Annotated in this window: 29 protein-coding genes and 1 tRNA gene; 9 read left to right on the top strand and 21 right to left on the bottom strand. The window is 64.9% G+C overall.

Annotated features, from left to right (window positions below):
* Position 1 precedes the first annotated feature (1 nt).
* Positions 2-238 carry a hypothetical protein gene (locus tag IVB31_RS32775; protein WP_247332200.1) on the bottom strand — a complete coding sequence of 79 codons (237 nt, stop codon included), beginning with the start codon at positions 236-238 and terminating at the stop codon, positions 2-4.
* On the bottom strand, positions 231-518 hold the full coding sequence (locus IVB31_RS32770; protein ID WP_247332199.1) for a hypothetical protein: 288 nt from the start codon (positions 516-518) through the stop codon (positions 231-233). The genes IVB31_RS32775 and IVB31_RS32770 overlap by 8 nt, the downstream gene beginning before the upstream one ends.
* An 82-nt stretch (positions 519-600) precedes the next feature.
* Between IVB31_RS32770 and IVB31_RS32765 the strand changes: the two genes are divergently transcribed.
* Both IVB31_RS32765 and IVB31_RS32760 read left to right on the top strand, forming a co-directional pair.
* Positions 601-675 (top strand) — tRNA-Thr (locus tag IVB31_RS32765).
* An 851-nt stretch (positions 676-1,526) separates the two neighbouring features.
* A complete protein-coding gene (locus IVB31_RS32760) occupies positions 1,527-1,823 on the top strand; it encodes a DUF1330 domain-containing protein (protein ID WP_247332198.1) in 297 nt (98 codons plus the stop codon).
* A 133-nt stretch (positions 1,824-1,956) separates the two neighbouring features.
* On the opposite strand, the gene IVB31_RS32755 is transcribed toward IVB31_RS32760, so the two are convergent.
* From IVB31_RS32755 to IVB31_RS32740, 4 genes are all read right to left on the bottom strand, one after another.
* Entirely contained in the window at positions 1,957-2,433 is a 477-nt protein-coding gene (locus IVB31_RS32755; protein ID WP_247332197.1) for a cyclic nucleotide-binding domain-containing protein, read from the bottom strand.
* A 139-nt stretch (positions 2,434-2,572) separates the two neighbouring features.
* Entirely contained in the window at positions 2,573-2,902 is a 330-nt protein-coding gene (locus IVB31_RS32750) for a hypothetical protein (RefSeq protein WP_247332196.1), read from the bottom strand.
* A gap of 118 nt (positions 2,903-3,020) precedes the next feature.
* Positions 3,021-3,608 (bottom strand): ferric reductase-like transmembrane domain-containing protein, encoded by a 588-nt coding sequence (locus IVB31_RS32745; protein ID WP_247332195.1) that lies wholly within the window; start codon positions 3,606-3,608, stop codon positions 3,021-3,023.
* Between the two features lie 35 nt (positions 3,609-3,643).
* A complete protein-coding gene (locus IVB31_RS32740) occupies positions 3,644-4,132 on the bottom strand; it encodes a Twin-arginine translocation pathway signal (protein ID WP_247332194.1) in 489 nt (162 codons plus the stop codon).
* A gap of 247 nt (positions 4,133-4,379) precedes the next feature.
* Between IVB31_RS32740 and IVB31_RS32735 the strand changes: the two genes are divergently transcribed.
* Positions 4,380-5,375, top strand: a complete 996-nt coding sequence (locus IVB31_RS32735) for an LLM class flavin-dependent oxidoreductase (RefSeq protein ID WP_247332193.1) — start codon at positions 4,380-4,382, stop codon at positions 5,373-5,375.
* 169 nt (positions 5,376-5,544) lie between these two features.
* On the opposite strand, the gene IVB31_RS32730 is transcribed toward IVB31_RS32735, so the two are convergent.
* From IVB31_RS32730 to IVB31_RS32705, 6 genes are read right to left on the bottom strand one after another with little or no spacing between them, the layout of a single operon-like run.
* A complete protein-coding gene (locus IVB31_RS32730) occupies positions 5,545-6,420 on the bottom strand; it encodes an amidohydrolase family protein (RefSeq protein WP_247332189.1) in 876 nt (291 codons plus the stop codon).
* Between the two features lie 13 nt (positions 6,421-6,433).
* The gene (locus IVB31_RS32725) at positions 6,434-6,826 is read right to left on the bottom strand and encodes a RidA family protein (RefSeq protein ID WP_247332187.1); all 393 of its coding nucleotides are present in this window, start codon (positions 6,824-6,826) and stop codon (positions 6,434-6,436) included.
* A gap of 25 nt (positions 6,827-6,851) precedes the next feature.
* Positions 6,852-7,655, bottom strand: coding sequence for a 2-oxo-hept-4-ene-1,7-dioate hydratase (gene hpaH, locus IVB31_RS32720; protein ID WP_247332184.1), 804 nt, complete (start codon positions 7,653-7,655; stop codon positions 6,852-6,854).
* A gap of 3 nt (positions 7,656-7,658) precedes the next feature.
* Entirely contained in the window at positions 7,659-8,519 is an 861-nt protein-coding gene (locus IVB31_RS32715) for a fumarylacetoacetate hydrolase family protein (RefSeq protein WP_247332182.1), read from the bottom strand.
* Positions 8,520-8,563: 44 nt separating this feature from the next.
* Complete coding sequence (locus tag IVB31_RS32710) at positions 8,564-9,181, bottom strand: flavin reductase family protein (protein ID WP_247332181.1); 618 nt, start codon at positions 9,179-9,181, stop codon at positions 8,564-8,566.
* A 3-nt stretch (positions 9,182-9,184) separates the two neighbouring features.
* A complete protein-coding gene (locus IVB31_RS32705; RefSeq protein ID WP_247332180.1) occupies positions 9,185-10,150 on the bottom strand; it encodes a tripartite tricarboxylate transporter substrate binding protein in 966 nt (321 codons plus the stop codon).
* A gap of 130 nt (positions 10,151-10,280) precedes the next feature.
* On the opposite strand from IVB31_RS32705, the gene IVB31_RS32700 reads away from it, so the two are divergent.
* The 5 genes from IVB31_RS32700 (at position 10,281) to IVB31_RS32680 (ending at position 14,819) form a co-directional block, all read left to right on the top strand.
* A complete protein-coding gene (locus tag IVB31_RS32700) occupies positions 10,281-11,081 on the top strand; it encodes an IclR family transcriptional regulator (protein WP_247332394.1) in 801 nt (266 codons plus the stop codon).
* 235 nt (positions 11,082-11,316) lie between these two features.
* The gene (locus tag IVB31_RS32695; protein WP_247332179.1) at positions 11,317-12,612 is read left to right on the top strand and encodes an O-acetylhomoserine aminocarboxypropyltransferase; all 1,296 of its coding nucleotides are present in this window, start codon (positions 11,317-11,319) and stop codon (positions 12,610-12,612) included.
* A gap of 4 nt (positions 12,613-12,616) precedes the next feature.
* On the top strand, positions 12,617-13,399 hold the full coding sequence (locus tag IVB31_RS32690) for an alpha/beta hydrolase (protein ID WP_247332178.1): 783 nt from the start codon (positions 12,617-12,619) through the stop codon (positions 13,397-13,399).
* Between the two features lie 66 nt (positions 13,400-13,465).
* Positions 13,466-13,969 carry a DUF6496 domain-containing protein gene (locus tag IVB31_RS32685; protein ID WP_247332177.1) on the top strand — a complete coding sequence of 168 codons (504 nt, stop codon included), beginning with the start codon at positions 13,466-13,468 and terminating at the stop codon, positions 13,967-13,969.
* Positions 13,970-14,087: 118 nt separating this feature from the next.
* Positions 14,088-14,819, top strand: a complete 732-nt coding sequence (locus IVB31_RS32680; protein WP_247332176.1) for a 3-oxoacyl-ACP reductase family protein — start codon at positions 14,088-14,090, stop codon at positions 14,817-14,819.
* Between the two features lie 41 nt (positions 14,820-14,860).
* On the opposite strand, the gene IVB31_RS32675 is transcribed toward IVB31_RS32680, so the two are convergent.
* Genes IVB31_RS32675 through phnG form a run of 9 tightly spaced genes read right to left on the bottom strand, consistent with a single transcriptional unit; the run spans position 14,861 to position 21,850 of the window.
* On the bottom strand, positions 14,861-15,472 hold the full coding sequence (locus IVB31_RS32675; protein ID WP_247332175.1) for a pyridoxamine 5'-phosphate oxidase family protein: 612 nt from the start codon (positions 15,470-15,472) through the stop codon (positions 14,861-14,863).
* Between the two features lie 22 nt (positions 15,473-15,494).
* Positions 15,495-16,091 (bottom strand): phosphonate metabolism protein/1,5-bisphosphokinase (PRPP-forming) PhnN, encoded by a 597-nt coding sequence (gene phnN / locus IVB31_RS32670; RefSeq protein WP_247332174.1) that lies wholly within the window; start codon positions 16,089-16,091, stop codon positions 15,495-15,497.
* Positions 16,088-17,245 (bottom strand): alpha-D-ribose 1-methylphosphonate 5-triphosphate diphosphatase, encoded by a 1,158-nt coding sequence (locus IVB31_RS32665; protein ID WP_247332172.1) that lies wholly within the window; start codon positions 17,243-17,245, stop codon positions 16,088-16,090. The genes phnN and IVB31_RS32665 overlap by 4 nt, the downstream gene beginning before the upstream one ends.
* Before the next feature lie 12 nt (positions 17,246-17,257).
* Complete coding sequence (phnL, locus tag IVB31_RS32660; RefSeq protein ID WP_247332171.1) at positions 17,258-17,953, bottom strand: phosphonate C-P lyase system protein PhnL; 696 nt, start codon at positions 17,951-17,953, stop codon at positions 17,258-17,260.
* Positions 17,954-17,987: 34 nt separating this feature from the next.
* The gene (gene phnK, locus IVB31_RS32655) at positions 17,988-18,785 is read right to left on the bottom strand and encodes a phosphonate C-P lyase system protein PhnK (protein WP_247332170.1); all 798 of its coding nucleotides are present in this window, start codon (positions 18,783-18,785) and stop codon (positions 17,988-17,990) included.
* Positions 18,778-19,668, bottom strand: a complete 891-nt coding sequence (locus IVB31_RS32650) for an alpha-D-ribose 1-methylphosphonate 5-phosphate C-P-lyase PhnJ (RefSeq protein ID WP_247332169.1) — start codon at positions 19,666-19,668, stop codon at positions 18,778-18,780. Before IVB31_RS32650 ends, phnK begins: the two co-directional genes overlap by 8 nt.
* Positions 19,665-20,768, bottom strand: a complete 1,104-nt coding sequence (locus IVB31_RS32645; RefSeq protein WP_247332168.1) for a carbon-phosphorus lyase complex subunit PhnI — start codon at positions 20,766-20,768, stop codon at positions 19,665-19,667. Before IVB31_RS32645 ends, IVB31_RS32650 begins: the two co-directional genes overlap by 4 nt.
* 4 nt (positions 20,769-20,772) lie before the next feature.
* On the bottom strand, positions 20,773-21,381 hold the full coding sequence (phnH, locus tag IVB31_RS32640) for a phosphonate C-P lyase system protein PhnH (protein ID WP_247332167.1): 609 nt from the start codon (positions 21,379-21,381) through the stop codon (positions 20,773-20,775).
* A gap of 4 nt (positions 21,382-21,385) precedes the next feature.
* A complete protein-coding gene (gene phnG / locus IVB31_RS32635; protein WP_247332391.1) occupies positions 21,386-21,850 on the bottom strand; it encodes a phosphonate C-P lyase system protein PhnG in 465 nt (154 codons plus the stop codon).
* A 118-nt stretch (positions 21,851-21,968) separates the two neighbouring features.
* Between phnG and phnF the strand changes: the two genes are divergently transcribed.
* Positions 21,969-22,697 carry a phosphonate metabolism transcriptional regulator PhnF gene (gene phnF / locus IVB31_RS32630; RefSeq protein WP_247332166.1) on the top strand — a complete coding sequence of 243 codons (729 nt, stop codon included), beginning with the start codon at positions 21,969-21,971 and terminating at the stop codon, positions 22,695-22,697.
* Positions 22,698-22,709: the final 12 nt, after the last annotated feature.

Below are 22,709 nucleotides of genomic sequence, written 5' to 3'. Positions count from 1 at the left end.
ATTAGCCGCCGGATTTCCCGGCGGTCCCCTCATCTAGGGAACCATCTTCATTCTGCGAGGGGTCGGCACTTGCGGCGCGTTCGCGCGCCTGCAGCTTCCGCCGCTTCAGGTTTTCGCGCAGCGCCGATTTCAGCCGGTCGTCGCGGGACGCCCTCGCCTGTCCCGGGTCTTGCTTCGGGTCCTGCTTCGGGTCCTGCTTGGGGTCTTGCCTGGTGCTCTTGCCGTTCTCGTCAGCCATCACGGAGTCCATCACAACGACCGGCGATAACATGCCCCAGGATTTCTGCCCAAGGACTCATGCCCAAAAGATTCACGCCCAAGGAATGCGGCAGCTCAAGAGGCCCGTGCGATCCGATCGTGCGAAACGCGAAATGGATCGAATCCGGCGCATCGGGCAACTGGCCAGTTGGGCGGGGAATATCGGAACTCGAATGGGCGGAAAGTCGGTCGATTCGAGCCAAAATCGCCATTTCGGCCTCGATATCGACCCGATTTTCTCGCTTTGCCAGGTCCTGCAAGCTTGCACAGGAGGGGGGCTTGTGGCAGATATCGGCCCGCTTGGTAGGCCCCTCGTGGCGGCCGATTCTTATCCCAGCACATGCTGCCGTAGCTCAGTGGTAGAGCACTCCATTGGTAATGGAGAGGTCGACAGTTCAATCCTGTCTGGCAGCACCATTCCCTGGGTCACATCACACACAGATCAGCGTTCTCGCGGCACCGGACGCCCGAGTTTTGCTCTTTTCCGTCACCCTCTTTAAGTGAAGAGGGCGCAGGGAAGGCCGGGTGCCGGCTGGCACCCACGGTCCGCTGCGCGAAAATGTAGCGCAAAGAGACCGCACAGCAGCATACAGGTGTAGCCCATCACTCGGCCTTCCCTGCGCAGTGGGTTGACGGCTTATGTCGCGCTCTCCCCGGCGACGAGTTCCTTTTTGTCACCGTCGCCTTGCGAATTGACGATGCATCGAGACCCGGTTGAGCCCGATCCATCTCCGCAAGGCTTGACCGTAGCAACGACGGCCAGGACCACACGATTTTGCCGTACGCAGCGATCCGGCTTCGCCCAAAGGCTTCGCCGGACACAGGCGCCGTTCGTCCGCACGCAACAGGGCCTCACGAGGTTCATCTCGCCCTGGTCCCGCCTTCGCGTGCCCGACGCTGCCGCGTCCACCGCACCCCGATCCACGTTCGTTACGACGGACGATCGCCCCTCTCCTTGGGCCGGGATGGGCGATGGATACCGCAATTCCGAATTTCGGTAAAGTGGAATATTTTTGCGGCGGGGGATTGACGAAATTCTGAGGGGAGGCGGGTGTTTTGCCCGACGGGTTAAGTCGACGCAGGCGGTATCTGCCCCAGTTCGTAGGATGAGTAGAGCGAAGCGAAACCTATCACGCAGGCAGCTCGTGAGGATGAATATCGCTTCGCGCCACCCATCCTGCGCGAACTAGAAGACCTTGTCGCAAGGCGCCGACACACATGCAATATATGGCGCCGATTGTCGATGCTGCGGAACTAGGGGATGAGGGATGCCGGCTTACGTCGTTGGGTTGCACCAGATCACAGACCACTCCAAGTTCGAGGAGTACAAGGCCGGAATAGGACCGATGGTCGCAAAATATGGTGGCCGCTATCTGACGCGAGGTGAAAATCTCAAGATGCCCGAGGGCGGATACTGGACGCCAGAGCGTGTTGTGGTGATCGAGTTTCCGAACATGGCCGCGATTGATGCCTGGTACACATCTCCCGAATATCAACCGTTGATCGAGCTACGCAAGGCCTGTCAAAGCACGAACGACATGACGTTCTTCATGGACGGCATTTAGGAGTTCGTAGGATGGGCAGAGCGACTCGTCCGCCGTAGCTCGAAGAGCGAAGGCGGAAGCGAAACCCATCGAGGCCTTGCCTGATGACGAAACACGATGGGTTTCGCAAGGGCTCTACCCATCCTACGCGCCATCAATTGTCGTCACCCGCCTGGTGTCCTGCAAAACGATCGTCGGCGCGGCGCAGCCGTCGGCATAGCTCGCGATTGATGTTTTGCAGGACGATCACATAGGCGTGGATATCGGTCTTGTAGCAGGCGTAGAGATTTTTGGCCGTCAGCTCGTACAGCACCGTCGGAGACTCCGCGACCACCGTGGCGGAGCGATTTTGCATTTCGATCAGCGTCATTTCACCGAAGAAATCGCCGGGTTGCAGAACGGAAATCGGGATGATGCTGCCCGCATTTGCCCGCTTGCTCACCGCCAGCCGACCGGATTTGACGATGAACATGGAGCGTCCCGGCTCGCCTTCCGCCACGACGGTCGCGCCACCATCAAAGCGGCACTCGACCAGCATCGACGTCAGGAGGTCGAGGCTTGGGTCCGGAAGACCGCCGAAGAACGGCGTCGCGAGCAGGAACGTTTTCAGGTCGGGGGCACTGACAACCATCGGGCAAGGATATGCTCCCCGGCTATCTGCGGCAAGCAAGGCGCAGACCGGAACCGATGACGCCTCTCGTGTTCAAACAATGCGATGACGGGACAGGACAGGTTTTGCAAGTGCTCTGCCCATCCTACGCGCGGCAGATCTACCGCCGGCCTCTGCGCCATGACGCACCGATCAGCCAGAACACGAACCTGACAAACATGATCGCGGCCGTGATCTGGATCCAAAGGAAACCACCGAGCTCACGCAGGACAATTTCGGCTTGGGCGCCCCAATAGCCGGGAAGCGAATCACCGACCGCTTCAATAGCGTGCGTGCCGGTCCGCAGGGCCCATCGGAGCCACTCAGGCTTGTAAAAAAGCGTAGCGCCGAGCAAAACCCACGTCAGCAAAGCAGTGCTGACTCTAAAGGAGTGCACCTTGGCGTGGTGCTTGATCGCCGCGAATCGTCCATTTTCTGCGGCAGGGGCCATGTTACTTTCCTATTCGAAGCCTACGGTTCCGGCGCGTAGGATGGTGGAGGGAAAGCGAAACCCATCACACATCGGCGGCGTGCAAGCATGATGGGTTTCGCAAAGTGCTCTACCCATCCTACGCGCGCAACGTCCGCCTTCTCCAGAGATCGCCGATGACCTTGATGGTTGCCGCAAGCACGGCTGCGCAAAGCGCGACCTTCGAGATTGTCTCCATCGTCCCCTCGATCAGCAGGCAATGGGCCACGCTTCCTGCGACGATGACGATCGCGAGTGGAATATGGACGATGCGCCAGGTTCGCAGGCGCAGTCCCAATCGCCGGCGCAGGAGCGCCAGCAGCGCGACGGTGAAGATGGCCCACATGGCGATCACGCCAAAGGGGGAGAACGGCGTCGGCGACGAGAAGGTCAAGGCGTCGATCATGTCGGGCGGACTGGTGATCCAGAGGCCGGCGACATGAATCACCACCGCCAGCACCAGCGCGCCGCCGATCCAGTGATGGGCGCGCCGTCCACGATAGGCTGACAGGCCCGGCAAATATCCGCCGACCAGAAGGGGCTGAACGAGCACGAGACCCAGCGCGATGATCCCGGCGAAGCCGGCCAATATGTAGACCGGACCGCGCCATGCGAGCTGCTCGCTTCCCGCTGCAGCAGCGATCGGCACGCCGATGGCCAAAGCAAGGGCGACCCAGATCAGGGTCACCTTCGCCCGTCCCCACCCCGTCTTTCGCAACCCGGTCAGGCCGGCTGCAGGACGAAGTGCGCCTCCAGGCTGGTTTCCTTGGCGCTCCGCATCACGGGACGGAGAAAGACGGTTTTGAATTCACCGCTGTCATAGGCGAGGTGACCATGCGGCTGGCCGAAGATGGGAATGATCTGCGGCATCTCCAGCCGGAACTTTCCGTCCTTGTCGGTGAGCGTCGCGCCATGACTTTGCGGCTCGTGCTCTTGCCCTTCGGTCGTGTGCGCCCAGATCTGGATACGCTGCCCGGCCAGCGGAGCCCCGTCGCCGGCGCGGCGCACGGTGCCAGACATCCAGAAGCCGCCCTTGCCGATCCGCTCCACGATCGCCGCGCCCTTGCGATAGTTGTTCGCGCCGCCCGACATCGTCTCGGTCGGCGCGAGGCCGTCCGCGCGGGCCGGCAACAGCAGGCCGGAAGCTCCCGCTGCCAGGATGGAGCCGCCTGCGACGAGGAGACTTCGGCGGTTGAGTACGACCATGGTCATGTCGGTTCCTCCTGGCGGCGTGCGATTGCTCTACCGATGATACAACACCAGGGGACGCAACTGGTCGCAATAACGGTGTTGTGAACGGTGACGCAGGCCGCTCGGAGGCCGTAAGATGGGTAGAGCGAAATCCATCAGGGCCTTGTGCGATGAGGACACATGATGGGTTTCGCAAGTGCTCTACCCATCCTACGCGCGAACACTACATGTGATGCTTGCAGACGCATCGCATCCATCCGGTAGCCCCATGATCCCCTTCTCCGTGCTCGACCTCGCGCCCATCCGTCAGGGTGGCGATGCGTCGCAGGCGTTTGCCAATTCGCTCGATCTCGCCCGGCATGCCGAGGGCTGGGGCTACGAGCGGTTCTGGCTGGCCGAGCATCACAACATGACGGGCATCGCCAGCGCGGCGACGTCGGTGGTGATCGGGCACATAGCGGGCGGGACCAGGACGATCCGAGTCGGGTCCGGCGGGATCATGCTGCCGAACCACTCGCCGCTGATCATTGCCGAGCAGTTCGGCACGCTGGCCTCGCTCTATCCCGGGCGGATTGATCTCGGGCTCGGCCGCGCGCCCGGCACCGACCAGCTCACCGCACGGGCGCTGCGGCGCGACCTCGCGACGAGTTCGGAGAACTTTCCGCACGACGTGCTGGAATTGCAGGCGCTGCTCGGCGACGTCAAGCCGAACCAGACCATCCGTGCCGTGCCCGGCATGGGCACGAAGGTGCCGCTCTGGATCCTGGGATCGAGCACCTTTGGCGCGCAGCTTGCGGCGATGCTGGGCCTGCCGTTCGCGTTCGCCTCGCATTTCGCGCCGCAAATGATGATGCCGGCGCTGCGCGAATATCGCGCGCGCTTCGAGCCCTCGGCGCAGCTCGACAAGCCCCATGCGATGGTCGGCGTCAACGTGTTCGCTGCCGACAGCGACGCGGAGGCGCAGCGCATGTTCTCCTCGCTGCAGCAGCAGTTCATCAATTTGCGCCGCGGCACGCCCGGCCCGCTGCCGCCGCCGACTGACGACATGGACGCGCTGTGGTCGCCGGCCGAAAAGGCCATGGTCGCCCAGTCGCTGTCCTGCTCCGCGGTCGGCTCGCCTGAAATGGTCGAGCAGAAGCTGAAGGCGCTGATCGCCGAGACCGGCGCGGACGAGCTGATGACCACGGGGCAGATCTACGACCACACCGCACGGCTGCGCTCGTTCGAGATCGCGGCCGAGATACGGGACAGGCTGGCGGCGTGAGCAGCGGTTTCGCCTGCGGCCCATCCTTCGAGACGCCCGCCTTAGGCGGGCTCCTCAGGATGAGGACGGAGTGCTCGGCAGGCATTTGACGAGCAGCGATGCGGCTTAGCCTCATCCTGAGGAGACCGCGGAGCGGTCGTCACGAAGGACGAGGCGTGCGCTCAGAGCCTCAGTCGGCAAACCCAAACAGTTTCGCCGGATTGTGCACCAAAATCTTCTCCAGCGTCGCCTGGTCGGGCGCGTAGCGGTACATCAGTTCGAGCAGATCGGCGTCGTTGGGCGGCTGCTTGACCGAGACCGGATGCGGCCAGTCGCTGGCCCAGACGCAGCGGTCGCTAGCGGCCTCGATATAGGCGCGCGCGATCGGGATCACGTCGTCGTAGGGCGGGCCGGCCTTCGAGGTCTTCTCGCCGAGCGACAGCATCACCCAGAAATTACCCTTGGCGAGCAGCTCGAGCATCTTGCGCAGGTTCGGATCGTCCTTGCCGGCCTCGGGGTCGGGCCGTGCCATGTGGTCGATCAGCACGGGCACGTCGAGATTTTCGTATTTGGCGACGCTGGAGACGATGCCGTCCTTCTCCGGCTGGATCTTGACGTACCAGCCGAGCTCGCGGATACGGGCGATGGCACGGGCAAAGTCGTGATCCGACAGCACGGCGCCGAGCTCCTGGCGGAAGCTGAAGCGCGCGCCGCGCACGCCTGCATCATGCAGCCTGGCGAGATAGGAATCGTTCGCCTCCGCGAACACCAGCGCGTTGGCGCAGCCACGATAGTTCGGGCCCATAGCGACGAGGCCGTCGAGCACGACGGCATGATCGGCGCCATAGGTGGTGGTCTGCACGATGATGCCGCGCTCGATGCCGAGCGTCTTGTGCACGCGCAACGCCGCTTCCCAGGTCGCGGTCGGCATCCGATAGGCAGCGCCGGGACGCTCCGGATATTTGTCCACGGGACCGAGCACGTGAAACTGGCTGTCGACGGTCTTGGGCGGCGGCGCCTTGACCGGACGGCGCGGGTTAGGGTCGAACGGCAGATAGGTCGGCATGCGCAAAACTCCCTCAGTCGATCACGGCAGTGAAGTCGCACTGCACCAGCGCGCCGCCGTCCATATTGTCCATCGACAGCGCGTGGCGCGCCGGGCGCGAATGCTCGTCCGGAAACATCTTGAGCCACTCGACATTGACGGGGCCGCGCTGCGTACGGTCCTTCAACCACACCGTCATCTTGATGATGTCGTCCATGGTGCCGCCGGCGGCCTCCACCGTTGCCTTCATATGCGCGAACATGTTGGCGCATTGCGCGTCGAGACTCTCCGGCATCACGCCGGCGCCATCGCGGCCGAGGATGACACCCGACATCACGAGATTGCCGATGCGGCAGGCGTTAGGGATCGGATTGGCGTGCTTGAAACCGCCGATATGAATGCTCTTGCGCCGCGTGTGGCCCGTCATGGTGCGCTCCCGCTTTATTGTTGGTTCAGACGAACTGGCACGACACCGAGCCGAATGCGCCATAGTCGGCATGAAACGTATCGCCGCGGCGGATGTCGACGGGACGCGTGAACGATCCCGCCAGCACCACCTCGCCGGCCGCGAGATGTTCGTCATGCGGCGCGAGACGGTTGGCGAGCCAGGCGATGCCGTTCGCCGGGTGATTGAGCACGCCGGCGGCAAGTCCGGTCTCCTCGACCTCGCCGTTGCGGAACAGCAGCGCACCGATCCAGCGCATGTCCGCATCCATCGGGCGGAACGGCCGGCCGCCGAGCACCAGCGCGGCGTTCGCGGCGTTGTCCGAGATCGTGTCCATGACCTTGCGCGCCTTGCCCGTTTCAGGGTCGACGCGGTGCATGCGCGTCTCCAGGATCTCCAGCGCCGGGGTCACGTAGTCGGTGGCGTTGAGGACGTCGAAGATGGTGCAATCGGGCCCGCGCAGCGGCGCCTTCAGCACGAAGGCGAGCTCGACCTCGATCCGCGGCGCGTGAAAACGGTCGAACGGGATAGGCGTGGCATCGGCATAGAACATGTCGGCGAACAGCACGCCGTAATCGGGCTCTTTGATGCCGACCGCGTTCTGCATCGCCTTCGAAGTGAGGCCGATCTTGTGGCCCTTGATGATTCGGCCGCGGCCGAGCTGGAGTTTTGTCCAGGCCCGCTGAACCGCGTAGGCATCCTCGATGCTGAAACCCGGATAGTCCTTCGAGAACATCGTGATCAGCGTCTTGCTGCGCTCGGCTTCATCCAGGCGCGCGGCAAGGCGTTCGATCGTGGAGGCATCCAGCATGGCTTACTGCTCCGCTGCGACGGTATTGCGCAGCACGCCGATACGGCTGGACTCGACCTCGACGACGTCGCCGACTTTCAGCCAGCGCGGCGGATCGAAGCGAACGCCCGCGCCGGTCGGCGTGCCCGTCACGATCATGTCGCCGGGCTTCAAGGTGGCGAAGCTGGAGAGATAGGAGATCAGATAGTCGAACGGAAACATCAGCCGCTCGGTCGTGTCCTGCTGCCGCACCTCGCCGTTGACGCGCGTGATGATGTCATGAGGCCCGCGCGGGTCGAGCTCGTCCGCCGTGACGATCCACGGGCCGATGCTGCCGGAGCGGTCGAAGTTCTTGCCCTGCGTGACGTTGAACTTGCCGTGGCGCAGCCAGTCGCGGATCGTGCCCTCGTTGCACAGCGTCATGCCGAAGATGTGCGCCCAGGCCTTTTCGCGCGGGATGTGACGGCCGCCCTGGCCGATCACGATGACGAGCTCGCCTTCGTAATCGAGCTGCTCGGATACGTGCGGCTTCTCCAGCGGCTGGCCGGAGCCGGTCATCGAGGACATGCTGCGCACGAACAGGCTCGGATATTTGGGCAGGTCCGAGCTGTCTTTGTATTCGGCATTGCGCTCGGCGTAGTTGACGCCGATGCACCAGAGCTTTTCCGGCGCGAGCACCGGCGGAAGCAGCACGAGATCGTCGAGTGCGTGGTCCGGCTTTTGTCCGGCGACGGCTTCCTGCGCATCGGCGAGCGCATTGGCCGCGATCAGCGCCTTCACGTCGGAGAAGTCGCGGCCGATCCGCCTGGTCAGATCGACCACACCGCCTTCAACGGCGGCACCATAGCGCGGCTCTCCGTCCAGGAGATAGCTTACGAGTCGCATTGTCGTTCTCCAATAATTTCGAGGTGCGCCCAGTAGCGGCGCGCTCAGTCGGTCGATTTGGGGGTCTGGAACACGCCGCGCAGCGTCACGATCTCGCCGAGGCGGGCGTAGCGCGGGCCGCCGATGCGGGCGATCGGGTCGAGCGCCGCGGTCTCGACCTTGCCGTCGTTGACGAGGCCATCGCGGATGTGGAACATCACGACTTCGCCGACGATCAGCCGGCTGCGGGCGTCGCCGAATTCCAGGCACTGCCGGAAGCGGCATTCCATCGCGACTGGCGCAACGCTAAGCCGCGGCACCTTGATGCGTTCGCTGGCGAGCGTCTCCAGGCCAAGCTCGGAGACCTCGCTGATCTCGGGCGGATGCTCGACCGAGCTGTCGTGCACCGCCTGCATCAGCGGCGTATCGGCGATGTGGATGACATATTCCTCGGTATCGAGGATGTTGTGCGCGGTGTCCTTGTAGTCACTTCCCTTGCGGCCGACGCTGATGGCCAGCATCGGCGGCTTCTGCGAGACGAAGGTGAAGGCGCTGAAGGGGGCGAGGTTGAGCACGCCGCTCCGCGACAGGCTCGTCACCCAGGCGATGGGGCGCGGCACCACGATGCCGGTCATCAGCCGGTAGATGCGCTCGGCGCCGAGCTCGGTGGGGTCGATCCGCATCGATCAATCCGCCTTGATGTTGGCCTTGCGCACGACCGGAATCCATTTGGCGTCCTCGCGCTCGAGATAGGCCTTGAACTCGTCCGGCGTCATCGCGACGGCTTCGCCGCCGAGCTTTTCGAACTTGTCGACCACGGCGGGGTCTTTCAGGATCGCGGTCAGTGCCTCGTGCAACTTGTCGATCACAGGCGCCGGCGTGCCCGCGGGCGCGAACAGGCCGGTGAAGGTCTGGCCGTCAAAATCCTTGTAGCCGAGCTCGGCAAAGGTCGGCACGTCAGGCAGCGACTTCAGGCGGTGCGGGCTGGTGACGGCGAGCGCGCGGAACAGGCCGGCCTTGATGTGCTGCAGGCTGACCGTGAGCTGGTCGAACGCGAACTGCACCTGGCCGCCGAGCAGGTCGTTGATCGCCGGCGCATTGCCGCGGTAGTGCGCGGTGACCCATTGCAGGTCGAGGTTGGACTGCATCAGCTCGCTGAGCAGATGGTTGGTGGTGCCGGGACCGGGCGAGGCCATCGTCAGCTTGCCGGGCTCGCGCTTGGCGAGGTCGATGAATTCCTTGAACGTCGTCGCCTGCACCGACGGATGCACCTCGAGCACCAGCGGCGTCATCGAGATCGTCGTGATCGGCAGGAAGTCCTTCTTCCAATTGTAGGCGTCGCGCTTGTTGATCTCGGTCGCGAACAGCACCGGGCCGTTGGCGCCGACGAACAGCGTGTAGCCGTCGGGCGCGGATTTCGCGAAAGCCTCGCCCGCGATCATGCCGCCCGCGCCGGCCTTGTTCTCGATGATGAAGGGCTGGCCGAGCTTTTCCTGGAGCTTGTCGGCGACGATGCGCGCAGCGCTGTCGACATTGCCTCCAGCCGGATAGGGCACGATCAGCTTGACGCTGCGCGCCGGCCATTGCTGGCCCGACGCCGGTCCCGCCAGCATCGCCGTGACGGCAGCTATGGCAATCCAGATTAATCTCATGTTAACCTCCCGGCGGCGCTTCCAATTCCACGTCGAATGCCCAGACGTTCCGCATGGCATCTCGATCGGAGCGCAATCTCCAGATGCGCGCTTTACCTGTCGAGTAAATTGTGGCGTTCTTGTCCATATGATGGACAAGACGACTTCCGCGAAATCCGCCCGCCGCATGACGGAACCGCGACAGGGCGCGCAGACGATCCGGCGCGCGCTCGCGGTGCTGCGCATTCTCGCCGCAGGCCGCGAAGACGGCGTGCCGCTGGCCGAGGTGGTGCGGGCGACTGGCCTCACCCGTCCGACCGTGCATCGCATCGTCCACGTGCTGATCGAGGAAGGCATCGTCGAACGGCACGACAAAACCGGCCGTTACGCGATCGGCAACCAGGTGCCGGAGCTCGCGCTGGCACGGGCCCGGCCGTCGCGGCTGCTGATCGCGGCAAATCCGTCGCTGCAACGTGCGTCCACCGAGATCGGCGACACGCTGTTCCTGACGGTGCGGACCGGCAACGATACGCTGTGCATCGATCGCAGGATCGGAATCTATCCGATCCAGGTGCTGTCGATCGAGGTCGGCGCGCGCCGGCCGCTCGGCGTCTCCAGCGCCGGCGTCGCCATCCTCGCCGCGATGTCGGCGCAGGACGCGCGAAAGATCATCGCAGCCAACGAGAAGAGATACGAGGCCTACCAGACCGATGTTGCGACGGTACTCGGCCAGGTCACCGCCGCGCGGCGGCGGGGATACGGCATGAGGGAGATCGGCCTGGTGCAGGGCACGAAATCGATCTCGACCTGGATCAAGACGCCGGACGGCCGCCCTGCGGCCGCGATGACCGTCTCCGCCGTTCGAACGAGGCTCGGCCCCCGCCGCGAGCAGGAGGTCGCGGAGATCCTGCTGCGCGAGGCGCGGATCATCGAGCAGGCGATCCGGGGTTAGCTTCGCCTCTCCCCGCTTGCGGCGAGAGGCCGACGCGCGAAGCGCGGCGGGTGAGGGGGACTCTCCACGAATTCAACCTTCACCGTCGTCGCGGAGAGAGCCCCTCACCCCAACCCTCTCCCCGTAAGAACGGGGCGAGGGAGCGCACCATCGATGCGGCCCTGTCAATGGGCTGACTTCGCGCGCATTTTTGTGGCACAAGAGCCGCCTCGCCGACCGACCAACGAGGCCACGCATGCCCGCGCCAAAACCGCCTGACTTCGAGACCCTGAGCCTGCATGCGGGCCAGCATCCGGATCCCGCGACCGGTGCCCGCGCGGTGCCGATCTACCAGACCACCTCCTACGTGTTCCAGGATTCCGATCACGCCGCCGCGCTGTTCAATCTCGAACGCGCCGGCCACATCTATACGCGCATCTCCAATCCGACCACCGGCGTGCTGGAGGAGCGGCTCGCGGCGCTGGAAGGTGGCGTCGGCGCGATCTGCACAGCGAGCGGCATGGCCGCGCTGCATCTCGCCATCGCCACGCTTCTGAACGCCGGCGATCATATCGTGGCGTCGAGCTCGCTCTATGGCGGCACCATCAATCTGCTGGCGCACACGCTGCCGCGCTTCGGCATCACCACCACCTTTGTGAAGCCGCGCGACCTCGACGCCTTCCGCGCGGCGATCAAGCCGAACACGAAACTGGTGATCGGCGAGACCATCGGCAATCCCGGGCTGGAGGTGCTCGATATTCCCAAGGTCGCGGCGATCGCGCATGACGCAAAAATTCCGCTGCTGATCGACAACACCTTTGCCACGCCCTATCTCAGCCGGCCGATCGAGCTCGGCGCCGACATCGTCATGCATTCGGCGACCAAATGGATCGGCGGCCACGGCATCGCGATCGGCGGCGCCATCATCGACGGCGGCCGCTTCGACTGGCGCGGCTCTGGCAAGTTCGGCGTGCTGACCGAGCCCTATGGCGGCTATCACGGCATCGTCTTCGACGAGCAGTTCGGAACCGCCGCCTTCATCATGCGCGCCCGCACCGAAGGCCTGCGCGATTTCGGCGCCTGCCTGTCGCCGACCAACGCGTTCCAGCTCTTGCAGGGCGTCGAGACGCTCGGCGTGCGCATGGACCGCCACATGCAGAACACGCACCTCGTGCTGGAAGCACTGAAAGCCAACAAGGCGGTGGATTGGGTGCTGCATCCCTCGCTCGAGGATCACACGGACTACCAGCTCGCAAAACAATTGCTGCCGCGCGGCGCCGGCTCGATCGTTTCCTTCGGCATCAAGGGCGGCCGACCTGCGGGCCGCAAGTTCATCGAGGCGCTGCGCATGGTCAGTCATCTTGCCAATGTCGGCGATGCCAAGACGCTGGTGATCCATCCTGCCTCGACCACGCATCAGCAGATGGACGCCGAGCAGCTCAAGACAGCCGGCATCGGCGAAGAGCTGGTGCGGCTGTCGGTCGGCATCGAAACGGCAAGCGACATCATCGACGATCTCTCCCAAGCGCTGCGCATATCGCAAAAGGTCTGACACCATGAAGCTCTCCGTCAACGGCGCCGAGGTGTTTGTCGCAACCGGCGGCCGCGACTTCGACAAATCCCTGCCCGCGGTCGTCTTCCTCCACGGCGCCGGCTTTGATCGTTCGACCTGGGCGCTGCACACGCGCTGGTTCGCCCATCACGGTTTTGCGGTGCTGGCGCCTGATATGCCCGGTCACGGCCGCTCCCCTGGACCTTCGCTTGGCAGCATCGCGGAGATGGCCAACTGGACGGCCGCGCTGCTCGATGCGGCAGGCATCGCGAAGGCGCATTTGATCGGCCATTCCATGGGATCGCTGATCGCGCTGGAGACGGCGGCACGGCATCCCGAAAAGGTCTCCGCGCTGAGCCTGATCGGCACGGCCGCGACCATGACGGTCGGCCCGGATCTGCTGAAGGCAGCCGAAGCCAACGACCAGGACGCCGTCGACATGGTCTCGATCTGGGGCCTCGGCTTCAACGCCGAGCTCGGCGGCAGCCTCGCGCCGGGACTGTGGATGCATGGCGGCGCGCAGGCCGTGTTGAAGCATTGCGAGCCGGGCGTGCTGTTCCGGGATTTGTCGGCCTGCAATGCTTACGCGAATGCGCTTCAAGCGGCCGCGAGCGTGAAGGTGCCTGCGACCCTCATCCTCGGCGAGCGCGATATGATGACGCCGGTAAAGGCGGGCAAGGCGCTCGCCGCGGCGATCCCGCATGCGAAGACCGTTGTGGTGCCGGGCGCCGGCCACATGATCATGGCCGAACGTCCGGACGAGCTGCTGGCAGCGCTCCGGAACTGAACGGATCGATCGTCCGTCTTGCGCGTTGCGGTCAGACGTCCCTGGACATCTCGAAGGGAACCCGCCATGCCAAGACAGGAAGTGATCCGCAAGGCCAAGCAGGACAAGCGCGTCGGCAAATCGGCAAGCACGCAGGCCGGCGAATTCGTCAAGGACGAGATCGACAAAATCAGAAAAGGCGAGCACGGCGCACGCTCGACAAAGCAAGCCATCGCCATCGGCCTCTCCGAAGCGCGCCGCGCCGGCGTCGATTTGCCGCCGCCCCGCAAGGGGCGCACCAAGAAATCGACGCGCCGTAGCGCCAAATATGCCTATGAGGTCGGCCAGGGCGAACGGCATCCGAAGCGGCGGCCACGCGTTGCAAAGGCGGTCAAGCAGGTGCTGAAGAAGGAACCACGCAGCACGGCCTCTCGCAGCGCTCTGTCGCGGCAGGCCAAGCAGGCCGCAAGCCGCCGCAGTGCCGCCGCGCGCTCGGCAGCAGCCAGCAAGGCATCCCGCACCAAGGGCGCCAAGACCCGATCCGCTGCCGCCAAGAAGGCGGCGCGCACCAGAGCGCACCGCCGGAGCTGATCGGGCACGCAGACGTTCCGCCCCGCGCCACGAACGGCATCTCTCGCGACAAGTTCAACCGCAGAGCAAGCGCCGCATGATATCCTTGCACCTCTGGACGCAGCTGCGGGAGTTTGACATGTCAGGGAATTTCCAGGGACGCACGGCGCTCGTCACCGGCGGGTCGCGCGGAATTGGCGCCGCCGTCTGTCGCGCGCTGGCCGAAGCCGGCGCCGCCGTGGCGATCAACTGCCGCGAGCGGATCGGACAGCCCGAGCAGTTGGCGGACGAAATCAGCAAGCGCGGCGGACGCGCCATCGCTGTTGCGGCCGACGTGTCGCAGCGCGACGCAGTGGCTGGAATGGTCAAGCGCGTCACGGCCGAGTTCGGCCCCATCGACATCCTCGTCAACAATGCCGGCATCGCCATCACGCGCGGGGTCGATGACCTCACCGAAGACGATTTCGACCGCACCATCCTGGTCAATCTGAAATCCGTGTTCCTGTGTACACAGGCGGTGCTGCCGGCCATGCGCGCGAAAAAATGGGGCCGCATCGTCAACATCTCCTCCGGCGCAGCGCGCGGCGCCGGCTCGATCGGCCCGCACTACAATGCGTCCAAGGCCGGCATGGAAGGGCTCACGCGAGGATATGCTGCGCGGCTGGTGAAGGAAGGCATCACCGTCAACGCGGTCGCACCGTCGTTGATCGAGACCGACATGATGAGCGGCCAACCCCAGCTCGTCAGCCGCATCCCGCTCGGCCGCTTCGGCACGGCGGACGAGGTGGCGAAAGCCGTGATGCTGCTGGTCGACAATGCCTACATGACGGGGCAGACGATCGCGCTGAGCGGCGGGATGGCGTTCAACTAAGGGAGATCTTCCTTCTCTTCTGGTGGGAGAAGGAAGCACACTCACCACATCGTCGCGGCGGCGCGCTCCGGCCAGATGCGGTCGTACTCGGCACCGCCGACCTTGTTCTCGCTCATCTCGGCGAGGATCTGTCCAGGCGTCGGCAGGGTCTCGGGGTCGATGCGCTTGTCGGGATTCCAGAGGTCGGAGCGGACGATGGCGCGGGCGCATTGAAAGTAGATTTCGTCGACGTTCATCACCATAACGCTGCGCGGCGCCTTGCCTTCGACCTTGAAGGAGGCCAGCAGCTCAGGATCGACCGAGAGATGCGCCCGGCCATTGGCGCGGACCGCATTGCCGGAGCCGGGGATCAGGAACATGAATGACACCCGAGGATCGCGCACGATGTTGCGCAGGGAATCAACCCGGTTGTTGCCGCGGCGATCCGGCAGCATCAGCGTCTTGGGATCGTGGACACGAACGAAGCCGGGGAGATCGCCGCGCGGCGAGCAGTCGATGCCCTCCGGCCCGATGGTGGCGAGCGCGGCAAACGGCGCCTTCTCGATGAAGACCCGGTAGAGCGGCGTGACGTGGTCGGCGACTTTCACGGTCGAGGCGTCGTTGGTGGCGCCGTAGATGGCTTCGAGCTGTTCGACCGTTTCGATCACCGACATTCCGTTCTCCTGATTGCGCCGGCTATTCGTGCCAGCTTTCGTTCCTGATCACGCGCACGAGGTGGCGGCTGTGGTATTCCGCGCTGCCCGCATTGAGGATGGTGACATCGGCATTGGCCGACGCATCGTCGACGCTGCGCCCGAGGCGGTCGGCGAGATTGCCGTCGGTGTGCCGGGCGCGGGCGGCAAGCCGCTGCGCCAGCACGTCCGGCGGCGCCGTGATCGCGACCACCACGACATTTGCATATGTCTGGCGCAGCGCCCCGATCACCGTGCGTGAGACGTTGGCGACAACCGCGCGACCGGCACGGATGTCATCGTTGATTTCGAGCGGCAGGGCGTAGGAATGCCCATGCGCCTCCCAATACACCGCGAAGTCGCCATGCTCCCGCGCACGACGAAACTGGTCGGGGGTCATCGCCATGTTGTCCTCGTCGGCGGAGGATTCACGCGTCACGACACGGCGCGGAAAGACGACATCGTGGTCGTCGATGCAGGCCGCCTGCGCGAGCCGCAGAAGTGTGTCCTTGCCGGCGCCGCTGGGACCGACCACGAGCACCAGCCGTCCGGGTCCGATCCCGCCTGCTTCGTCCGCGGCCATGGTCGCGGTCTCGCTCATGCGACGCGGTTTCCTTCGCGCCAGACGCTGCGGACGACGGGGACGTCGCCCGCAACATGCACGCGGATCAAATCGGCGCGCTTGCCAACGGCAACTTCACCCCGATCGGACAGGCCAACCGCCTCGGCGGGCGCCTTCGTCACGGTGCGAACCGCCGCCGGCAGGCTGATCGCGGGCACATGCTCCGGCAATTGCAGCGCGGCCATCAGAAGACTGGACGGGATGTAGTCCGACGACAGGATGTCGAGCAGGCCTTCGCGGGCGAGATCGACCGCGGCGATGTTGCCGGAGTGCGAGCCGCCGCGCACCACGTTCGGCGCGCCCATCAGGATGCCAATGCCGGCCTGATGCAGACCGCGCGCGGCCTCCAGCGTGGTCGGGAACTCGGCGACCGAAACGCCATCGCGCAGGGCGTCCGCCACGTTTTCCTCGGTGGTGTCGTCATGGCTGGCGAGCGGGATCTTGTACTCATGCGCCAGCGCCACGATCTCGCGCATGTTGGCCGCGGCATAGAGCTTCTGATATTCGAAGCGTTTTGCGAACAACTCGTCGAGCTCGGCGTCGGTCTTGCCACCGTTCTTGCCGCGATAATAGTCGCGCAGCTTTCCTTCATCGCGGAACTGGCGCTGACCAGGCGTATGGTCCATCAGCGACATCAAGCGGACGTCGGGACGATCGATCAACTCCCTGGCTTCCTCGACTACGCTCGGCATCGGTATTTCGCAGCGCAGATGCAGGAAGTGATCGGCGCGCAGAAAATTGGCATCGCGGGCGGTGGTGATGGCGGCGGCGAGCACGCCGGCGCGGCCATCGACGTCCTCGGCACCGTCCTCGCGCCAGACCCGGAGCGAGTCGAACACCGTGGTGATGCCCGAGGTCGCGAGCTGGCCGTCATAGGAGATCACGGCCGCGACCGGATTCCAGAACACTTTTGGGCGCGGTACGTAATGCGCTTCGAGATGGTCGGTGTGGAGTTCGATCAGGCCGGGCATGATCAGGTCGCCGCCGGCATCCTCTGCCCCCGCAGGCGCCCTGCCCGCACCGATCTCGGCGATGCGTCCATCAACAAGAGCAAGCCAGCCCTGCTCGATCACCCGTTCCGCCAGCACGATCCTGGCGTTGGCGATCAATGTTTCCTTCGGCTTGGCGTTCATTTCCCTCTTCCTTCAGGCGGCGGCAAAGCTGGTGACGTCAACGATACGGTCGGCAATCAGATGACGGATTTCGTCGTCATGGACAATGGCGACCATGGCGACGCCCTGGCGTTTTTTCTCGGCGACCAGCTCGACCACGACGGCGCGGTTGGCGGCATCCAGCGAGGCGGTGGGCTCGTCGAGCAGCAGGATCGGCAGCTCCGAGATGAAGCCGCGCGCGATGTTGACGCGCTGCTGCTCGCCGCCGGAGAAGGTCGCGGGCGGAAGCTGCCAGAGCCGCTCGGGGATGTTGAGACGGTGCAGGAGCTCACCTGCGCGGGCTTGCGCCTCGGCGCGCGCCAGCCCGTTGACGATCAGGGGCTCGGCGACCACGTCGATGGTTGCCACCCGCGGCACCGCCCGCAAAAACTGGCTGACATAGCCGATGGTGGAGCGGCGGACGTTGAGAACCTGCCGCGGCTCCGCCGTCGCGAGATCGACCACCGCGCCGCGATGACGGATGCCGATGCGGCCGGAATCGCAGCGGTAATTGCCGAAGATCATCTTCAGGATCGACGATTTGCCGGCACCTGATGGCCCCGACAGCACGACGCATTCGCCCGGATTGACGTGAAACGACACGCCGCTGACGACCGGCAGCTCGATGCCGCCCTGCAGGTGCATCGTAAAAGTCTTCCTGGCGTCGGCGATGTCGATCATGGCGGTCATTGCGGGACTCATGTTGGAAGGCTCATGTTGGAAATTATGGCGGCAGAATCGAGGAAACGAGGAGTTGCGTATAGGGCTCGCGCGGATCGTCGAGCACCTGGTCGGTGAGGCCGGTCTCAATGACGCGGCCGCCCTTCATCACCATCACGCGATGCGACAGCAGGCGCGCCACTGCCAGGTCGTGGGTGACGATGATGACGGCGAGGTGCAGCTCTGCAACGAGGCTGCGCACGAGATCGAGCAGGCGCGCCTGTACCGAGACATCGAGGCCGCCGGTCGGCTCGTCCATGAACACCAGCCGCGGCTCGGTGACGAGATTGCGCGCGATCTGGAGACGCTGGCGCATGCCGCCGGAATAGGTCCGCGGCGCGTCGTCGATGCGTGCGATGTCGATCTCGACGCGGGTGAGCCAGTCCGACGCGGTATCGCGGATGCGGCCGTAGTGATTCCAACCCACCGCCATCAGCCGCTCGCCGACATTGGCGCCGGCCGAGACCGCCATGCGCAGGCCCTGCGCGGGATCCTGGTGCACATAGCCCCAGTCGGTGCGGTACAGGAAGCGCCGCTCGGCTTCGCCAAGCGTCGCGAGATCGCGCGTGATCCCATCACGCATCCGGTAAGAGACCTCGCCGCCGCTCGGCGTGAGCTGTCCCGACAGCATCTGCAGCAACGTCGACTTGCCCGAGCCGGATTCGCCGACGATCGCCAGCACTTCGCCGGGATAGAGCGAGAACGACACGTCGCGGCACGCGGCGATGCGGCCATAGGATTTGCTGAGGGATTTCGCGACCAGCAATGGCTCAACATTCTCGAGCATGTCGTGATCAGCCATGTGAGCCCGCCTTCTCCTTGTACGGCGCGGCGCTGAGGCTGCCGTGATGGCCGGCGGCCTGGCGGCCCTCGCAATAATCGGTGTCGGAGCAGACGAACATGCGCCCGCCCTTGTCGTCGGTGACGATCTCATCGAGATAGGAATTCTCCGCGGCGCACAGCGCGCAGGGCGCGTTGAAACGATACGGCTCGAAGGGGTGGTCCTCGAAATCGAGCGACACGACTTTCGTGTAGGGCGGAATCGCGTAGATGCGCTTCTCGCGGCCGGCGCCGAACAATTGCAGCGCCGGGCAATTGTCCATCTTGGGATTGTCGAATTTCGGTGTCGGCGACGGGTCCATCACGTAGCGCGCGTTGACCTTGACCGGATAGGCGTAGGCCGTCGCGATATGGCCGAAGCGGGCGATGTCCTCGTAGAGCTTCACATGCATCAGGCCGTATTCGGCGAGCGCATGCATGCGCCGCGTCTCGGTTTCGCGCGGCTCGAGGAAACGGAGGGGTTCGGGGATCGGCACCTGATAGACCAGCACCTGATTTTCGTGCAGCGCCGTCTCGGGGATGCGATGGCGGGTCTGGATCACGGTCGCATCTTCCGTCGCGGTGGTCGTGGCGACGCCGGCGGTCTTGGCGAAGAATTTGCGGATCGAGATCGCGTTGGTGGTGTCGTCGGAACCCTGGTCGATCACCTTCAGCACGTCCTGCGGCCCAAGAATCGCGGCGGTGACCTGCACGCCGCCGGTGCCCCAGCCATAAGGCATCGGCATTTCGCGGCTGGCGAACGGCACCTGATAGCCGGGGATCGCGATGGCTTTCAGGATCGCGCGTCGGATCATCCGCTTGGTCTGTTCGTCGAGATAGGCGAAATTATAGGCGGGCGCGTTCATTCCGCGGCCTCCTTCATGACGCCGGGCGCATTGGCCTCAGTGAATTCCTTGCGTAGCTTGCGCAACAGGCCGAGCTCGGACTGGAAGTCGACATAATGCGGCAGCTTCAGATGCTCGACGAAGCCGGTCGCCTGGACGTTGTCCGAATGCGACATCACGAATTCCTCATCTTGCGCCGGGGCGAGTGCCTCTTCGCCGAGCTCGCGGGCACGCAGTGCGCGGTCGACCAGCGCCATCGACATGGTCTTGCGCTCGCTCTGGCCGAAGGCGAGGCCATAGCCGCGGGTGAAGCACGGTGCTTCCGTCGCGGAGCCCTTGAACTGGTTGACCATCTGGCACTCGGTGAGCTCGATCGAGCCGAGCGGCACGGCGAAGCCGACGTCTTCCGCCGAAAATTCGACCTCGACCTCGCCGAAGCGGATCTCGCCGGCGAAGGGATGGTTGCGGCCGTAGCCGCGCTGGGTGGAATAACCCATCGCCAGCAGAAAACCTTCGTCGCCGCGCGCGAGGTTCTGCAGGCGCAAATCGCGGTCGGCCGGGAAATTCAGCGGCTCGCGGGTGAGGTCGCCGACGCTCGCGCCCTCTTCGGCCTGCGGCGAGGATTCGATCAGGCCGTCGCGGCCGAGAATGTCGGTCACGCGCGGCGTCGGTACGGTCGATGCTTCGGCCGTCGCCGGCGTTTCCGGAACGAAACCCTGGGCGAGCGAGGGATCGAGCAAGCGATGCGTATAATCGAAGGTCGGGCCAAGGATCTGGCCGCCGGGAATGTCCTTGAAGGTCGAGGACACCCGCCGCCGCACCCGCATCGCGCCGGTCTCGACCGGCTCGCTGGCGCCGAAGCGCGGCAGCGTGGCGCGGAAGGCGCGAACCAGAAAGATCGCCTCGATCAAATCGCCGCGCGCCTGCTTGATCGCGAGCGCCGCGAGCTCGCGGTCATAGAGCGAGCCCTCGCTCATGACGCGGTCCACGGCGAGACCGAGCTGCTCCGAAATCTGGTCGAGGGAAATTTCCGGGACGCTCTGGTCGCCACGCCGCACATTTGCGAGCAGGCGATGGGCGTTCTCGATGGCGCGCTCGCCGCCTTTGACTGCGACATACATGCGACTAGCTTCCCTTGTTCACGACCCGCGTGGTGCGGGGGATCGCAACCACGGCGTCATCGGCGACCAGCACCATATCGATGCCGCGCGGAAACAGCGTTTCATTGACGCGCAGGCGATCGAACAGGTCGAACGGCCTGATCGACGCCTGGAGCGTCGCGACACCGTCGATGCCGGGGCCGCGCAGCTCGAAGCTGCGTCCCGACTCCAAGCTCTCGACCTGAAGGATCAATGTGGTCGAACGATCCGGATATTCGCTGGTGCCGAGCGCGAAGCGCTCGAGCGCCGGGAGCGAGGCGCCGTCGCTGATGAGCGCGAAGCTGGCGATCGAGGAGTCCTGGATGACCGGCGCACCGGTATGGAACTTCAGCCATTTCGCGACATCGGAGCTTTCCGACATGCGCGCATCGAGCCAGAGCGGCGTGTCGTGATCGAACAGCGTCAGCGCGATCGCGGCCGTGCCGCGCATCATCGTATGCGACGTGCCGGCCGTCGGCACGATGCGCTGGACCGATCCCGGCCGCGCCATCGCGTCCATCACCGAGCGAAAGGTCGATTGCGCCGACAGCACCTTGTCGGCGAAACCGGGGGGAAGTTCCGCAATCGTGGTCATGATCTCACCCCTCACCGCGCACCATGGTGTAGAAATCAACCTTCGTCGCGGCGGTCTCGGCCGCAGCGTGCTTGCGCCTGATCATAAGCTGCTCACGCAACGGCCCGATAACGTCCCGCTCCACCGCGCCGCCGAAATCCCTCGACTGCACCAGCGCATCGCATAGCGCGATCAGCCGCGCCTTCTCGCCGTCGCGGCCGAGCGTGTAACCGAATCCGACCTCGCCGCTCGCGAGCCTGACCGCGGCGCGCGACACCGTCGCTTCGCCGAGGTTGAACGGCGCGCCGTCGCCGCCGACCCGGCCGCGTAGCATGACGAGGCCGTTTTCCGGCGCGCGCAGATCCTGATGCGCCGGCAGGGCGAGAGCGCGGAGGCGAGCGGCGATCTCGCCCGCCTCCGCGTGCGCCAGCACGGCCATCGCGGCCTGGCGCTGGGCTTGCTGATTGTTGTTCTGGGTCACCAAATCCACCGGGCTTTTTGCCGAACTTGCCGAATCCAAGTTGTCTATGATACTAGACAACTTGATACGGGAGCGCCATGACTGTTTCGTGACAAAGCTGTGATTTCTGGAGTAGCTTCGCGGCCACATGAGCATGCAGGACACAGCTTCCTCGGGCGTCGCGCTGTGGCGCCTCGTTGCCGACGGCATCGAACGCGGCATCGCCGACGGCCGCTTTGCGGCCGGCGACAAGCTGCCGGGCGAGATGGAGATCGCCGAAACCTATCGCGTGAACCGCCACACCGTGCGGCGCGCGCTGGCCGCCCTTGCCGAGCGCGGCATCGTGCGGGCCGAACGCGGCAGCGGAACCTATGTCGAGACGCAGAAGCTCGCTTATCCGCTGCGCTCGCGGACCCGTTTCTCCGAGATCGTCGGCGCCGACGGCCGCGAACCGCATGGCCGGCTGATCGAGGCGTCCGATGATGTCGCGACCCGCGAACTGGCGCGGGAACTTGGATTGAAGGCCGGCGCACCGCTGATTCGGATCGAGGCGATGCGCCTCGCCGACCGCACGCCGATCTGTGTCTCCACGACGTGGCTGTCGGCGCAGCTGTTCCCGGGTGCGGGCGACGTCTTTGCCGCGACACGGTCGATGACGAAACTGCTCGAGCATTACGGCATCCGTGACTATCGCCGCGGCGCCACCCGCATCACCGCCGGCATCGTGGACGCCACCGACGCCGCGCGGCTCGAGCTGGCGCTGGGACGTCCGATCCTGGTGGTCGACGCGACCGACCACGATCTCGACGGCAAGCCGCTGGTGACCAAGCATTCGCGCTTCGCTGCGGAGCGGGTGGAGTTTTTGGTGGAGTCGTAGCAACCATTAAAT

It is taken from the genome of Bradyrhizobium sp. 21, assembly GCF_023073335.1.
Lineage (GTDB): Bacteria > Pseudomonadota > Alphaproteobacteria > Rhizobiales > Xanthobacteraceae > Bradyrhizobium.
This window is presented reverse-complemented; position numbering and strand designations above follow the sequence as displayed.

What these genes read in the sequence shown, in the direction of transcription:
- IVB31_RS32775 (WP_247332200.1), bottom strand. Translation starts at nt 238, where the DNA reads ATGGCTGACGAGAACGGCAAGAGCACCAGGCAAGACCCCAAGCAGGAC.
- IVB31_RS32760 (WP_247332198.1), top strand. Translation starts at nt 1,527, where the DNA reads ATGCCGGCTTACGTCGTTGGGTTGCACCAGATCACAGACCACTCCAAG.
- IVB31_RS32755 (WP_247332197.1), bottom strand. Translation starts at nt 2,433, where the DNA reads ATGGTTGTCAGTGCCCCCGACCTGAAAACGTTCCTGCTCGCGACGCCG.
- IVB31_RS32750 (WP_247332196.1), bottom strand. Translation starts at nt 2,902, where the DNA reads ATGGCCCCTGCCGCAGAAAATGGACGATTCGCGGCGATCAAGCACCAC.
- IVB31_RS32740 (WP_247332194.1), bottom strand. Translation starts at nt 4,132, where the DNA reads ATGACCATGGTCGTACTCAACCGCCGAAGTCTCCTCGTCGCAGGCGGC.
- IVB31_RS32735 (WP_247332193.1), top strand. Translation starts at nt 4,380, where the DNA reads ATGATCCCCTTCTCCGTGCTCGACCTCGCGCCCATCCGTCAGGGTGGC.
- IVB31_RS32730 (WP_247332189.1), bottom strand. Translation starts at nt 6,420, where the DNA reads ATGCCGACCTATCTGCCGTTCGACCCTAACCCGCGCCGTCCGGTCAAG.
- IVB31_RS32725 (WP_247332187.1), bottom strand. Translation starts at nt 6,826, where the DNA reads ATGACGGGCCACACGCGGCGCAAGAGCATTCATATCGGCGGTTTCAAG.
- hpaH (WP_247332184.1), bottom strand. Translation starts at nt 7,655, where the DNA reads ATGCTGGATGCCTCCACGATCGAACGCCTTGCCGCGCGCCTGGATGAA.
- IVB31_RS32715 (WP_247332182.1), bottom strand. Translation starts at nt 8,519, where the DNA reads ATGCGACTCGTAAGCTATCTCCTGGACGGAGAGCCGCGCTATGGTGCC.
- IVB31_RS32710 (WP_247332181.1), bottom strand. Translation starts at nt 9,181, where the DNA reads ATGCGGATCGACCCCACCGAGCTCGGCGCCGAGCGCATCTACCGGCTG.
- IVB31_RS32705 (WP_247332180.1), bottom strand. Translation starts at nt 10,150, where the DNA reads ATGAGATTAATCTGGATTGCCATAGCTGCCGTCACGGCGATGCTGGCG.
- IVB31_RS32700 (WP_247332394.1), top strand. Translation starts at nt 10,281, where the DNA reads ATGGACAAGACGACTTCCGCGAAATCCGCCCGCCGCATGACGGAACCG.
- IVB31_RS32695 (WP_247332179.1), top strand. Translation starts at nt 11,317, where the DNA reads ATGCCCGCGCCAAAACCGCCTGACTTCGAGACCCTGAGCCTGCATGCG.
- IVB31_RS32690 (WP_247332178.1), top strand. Translation starts at nt 12,617, where the DNA reads ATGAAGCTCTCCGTCAACGGCGCCGAGGTGTTTGTCGCAACCGGCGGC.
- IVB31_RS32685 (WP_247332177.1), top strand. Translation starts at nt 13,466, where the DNA reads ATGCCAAGACAGGAAGTGATCCGCAAGGCCAAGCAGGACAAGCGCGTC.
- IVB31_RS32680 (WP_247332176.1), top strand. Translation starts at nt 14,088, where the DNA reads ATGTCAGGGAATTTCCAGGGACGCACGGCGCTCGTCACCGGCGGGTCG.
- IVB31_RS32675 (WP_247332175.1), bottom strand. Translation starts at nt 15,472, where the DNA reads ATGTCGGTGATCGAAACGGTCGAACAGCTCGAAGCCATCTACGGCGCC.
- phnN (WP_247332174.1), bottom strand. Translation starts at nt 16,091, where the DNA reads ATGAGCGAGACCGCGACCATGGCCGCGGACGAAGCAGGCGGGATCGGA.
- IVB31_RS32665 (WP_247332172.1), bottom strand. Translation starts at nt 17,245, where the DNA reads ATGAACGCCAAGCCGAAGGAAACATTGATCGCCAACGCCAGGATCGTG.
- phnL (WP_247332171.1), bottom strand. Translation starts at nt 17,953, where the DNA reads ATGACCGCCATGATCGACATCGCCGACGCCAGGAAGACTTTTACGATG.
- phnK (WP_247332170.1), bottom strand. Translation starts at nt 18,785, where the DNA reads ATGGCTGATCACGACATGCTCGAGAATGTTGAGCCATTGCTGGTCGCG.
- IVB31_RS32650 (WP_247332169.1), bottom strand. Translation starts at nt 19,668, where the DNA reads ATGAACGCGCCCGCCTATAATTTCGCCTATCTCGACGAACAGACCAAG.
- IVB31_RS32645 (WP_247332168.1), bottom strand. Translation starts at nt 20,768, where the DNA reads ATGTATGTCGCAGTCAAAGGCGGCGAGCGCGCCATCGAGAACGCCCAT.
- phnH (WP_247332167.1), bottom strand. Translation starts at nt 21,381, where the DNA reads ATGACCACGATTGCGGAACTTCCCCCCGGTTTCGCCGACAAGGTGCTG.
- phnF (WP_247332166.1), top strand. Translation starts at nt 21,969, where the DNA reads ATGAGCATGCAGGACACAGCTTCCTCGGGCGTCGCGCTGTGGCGCCTC.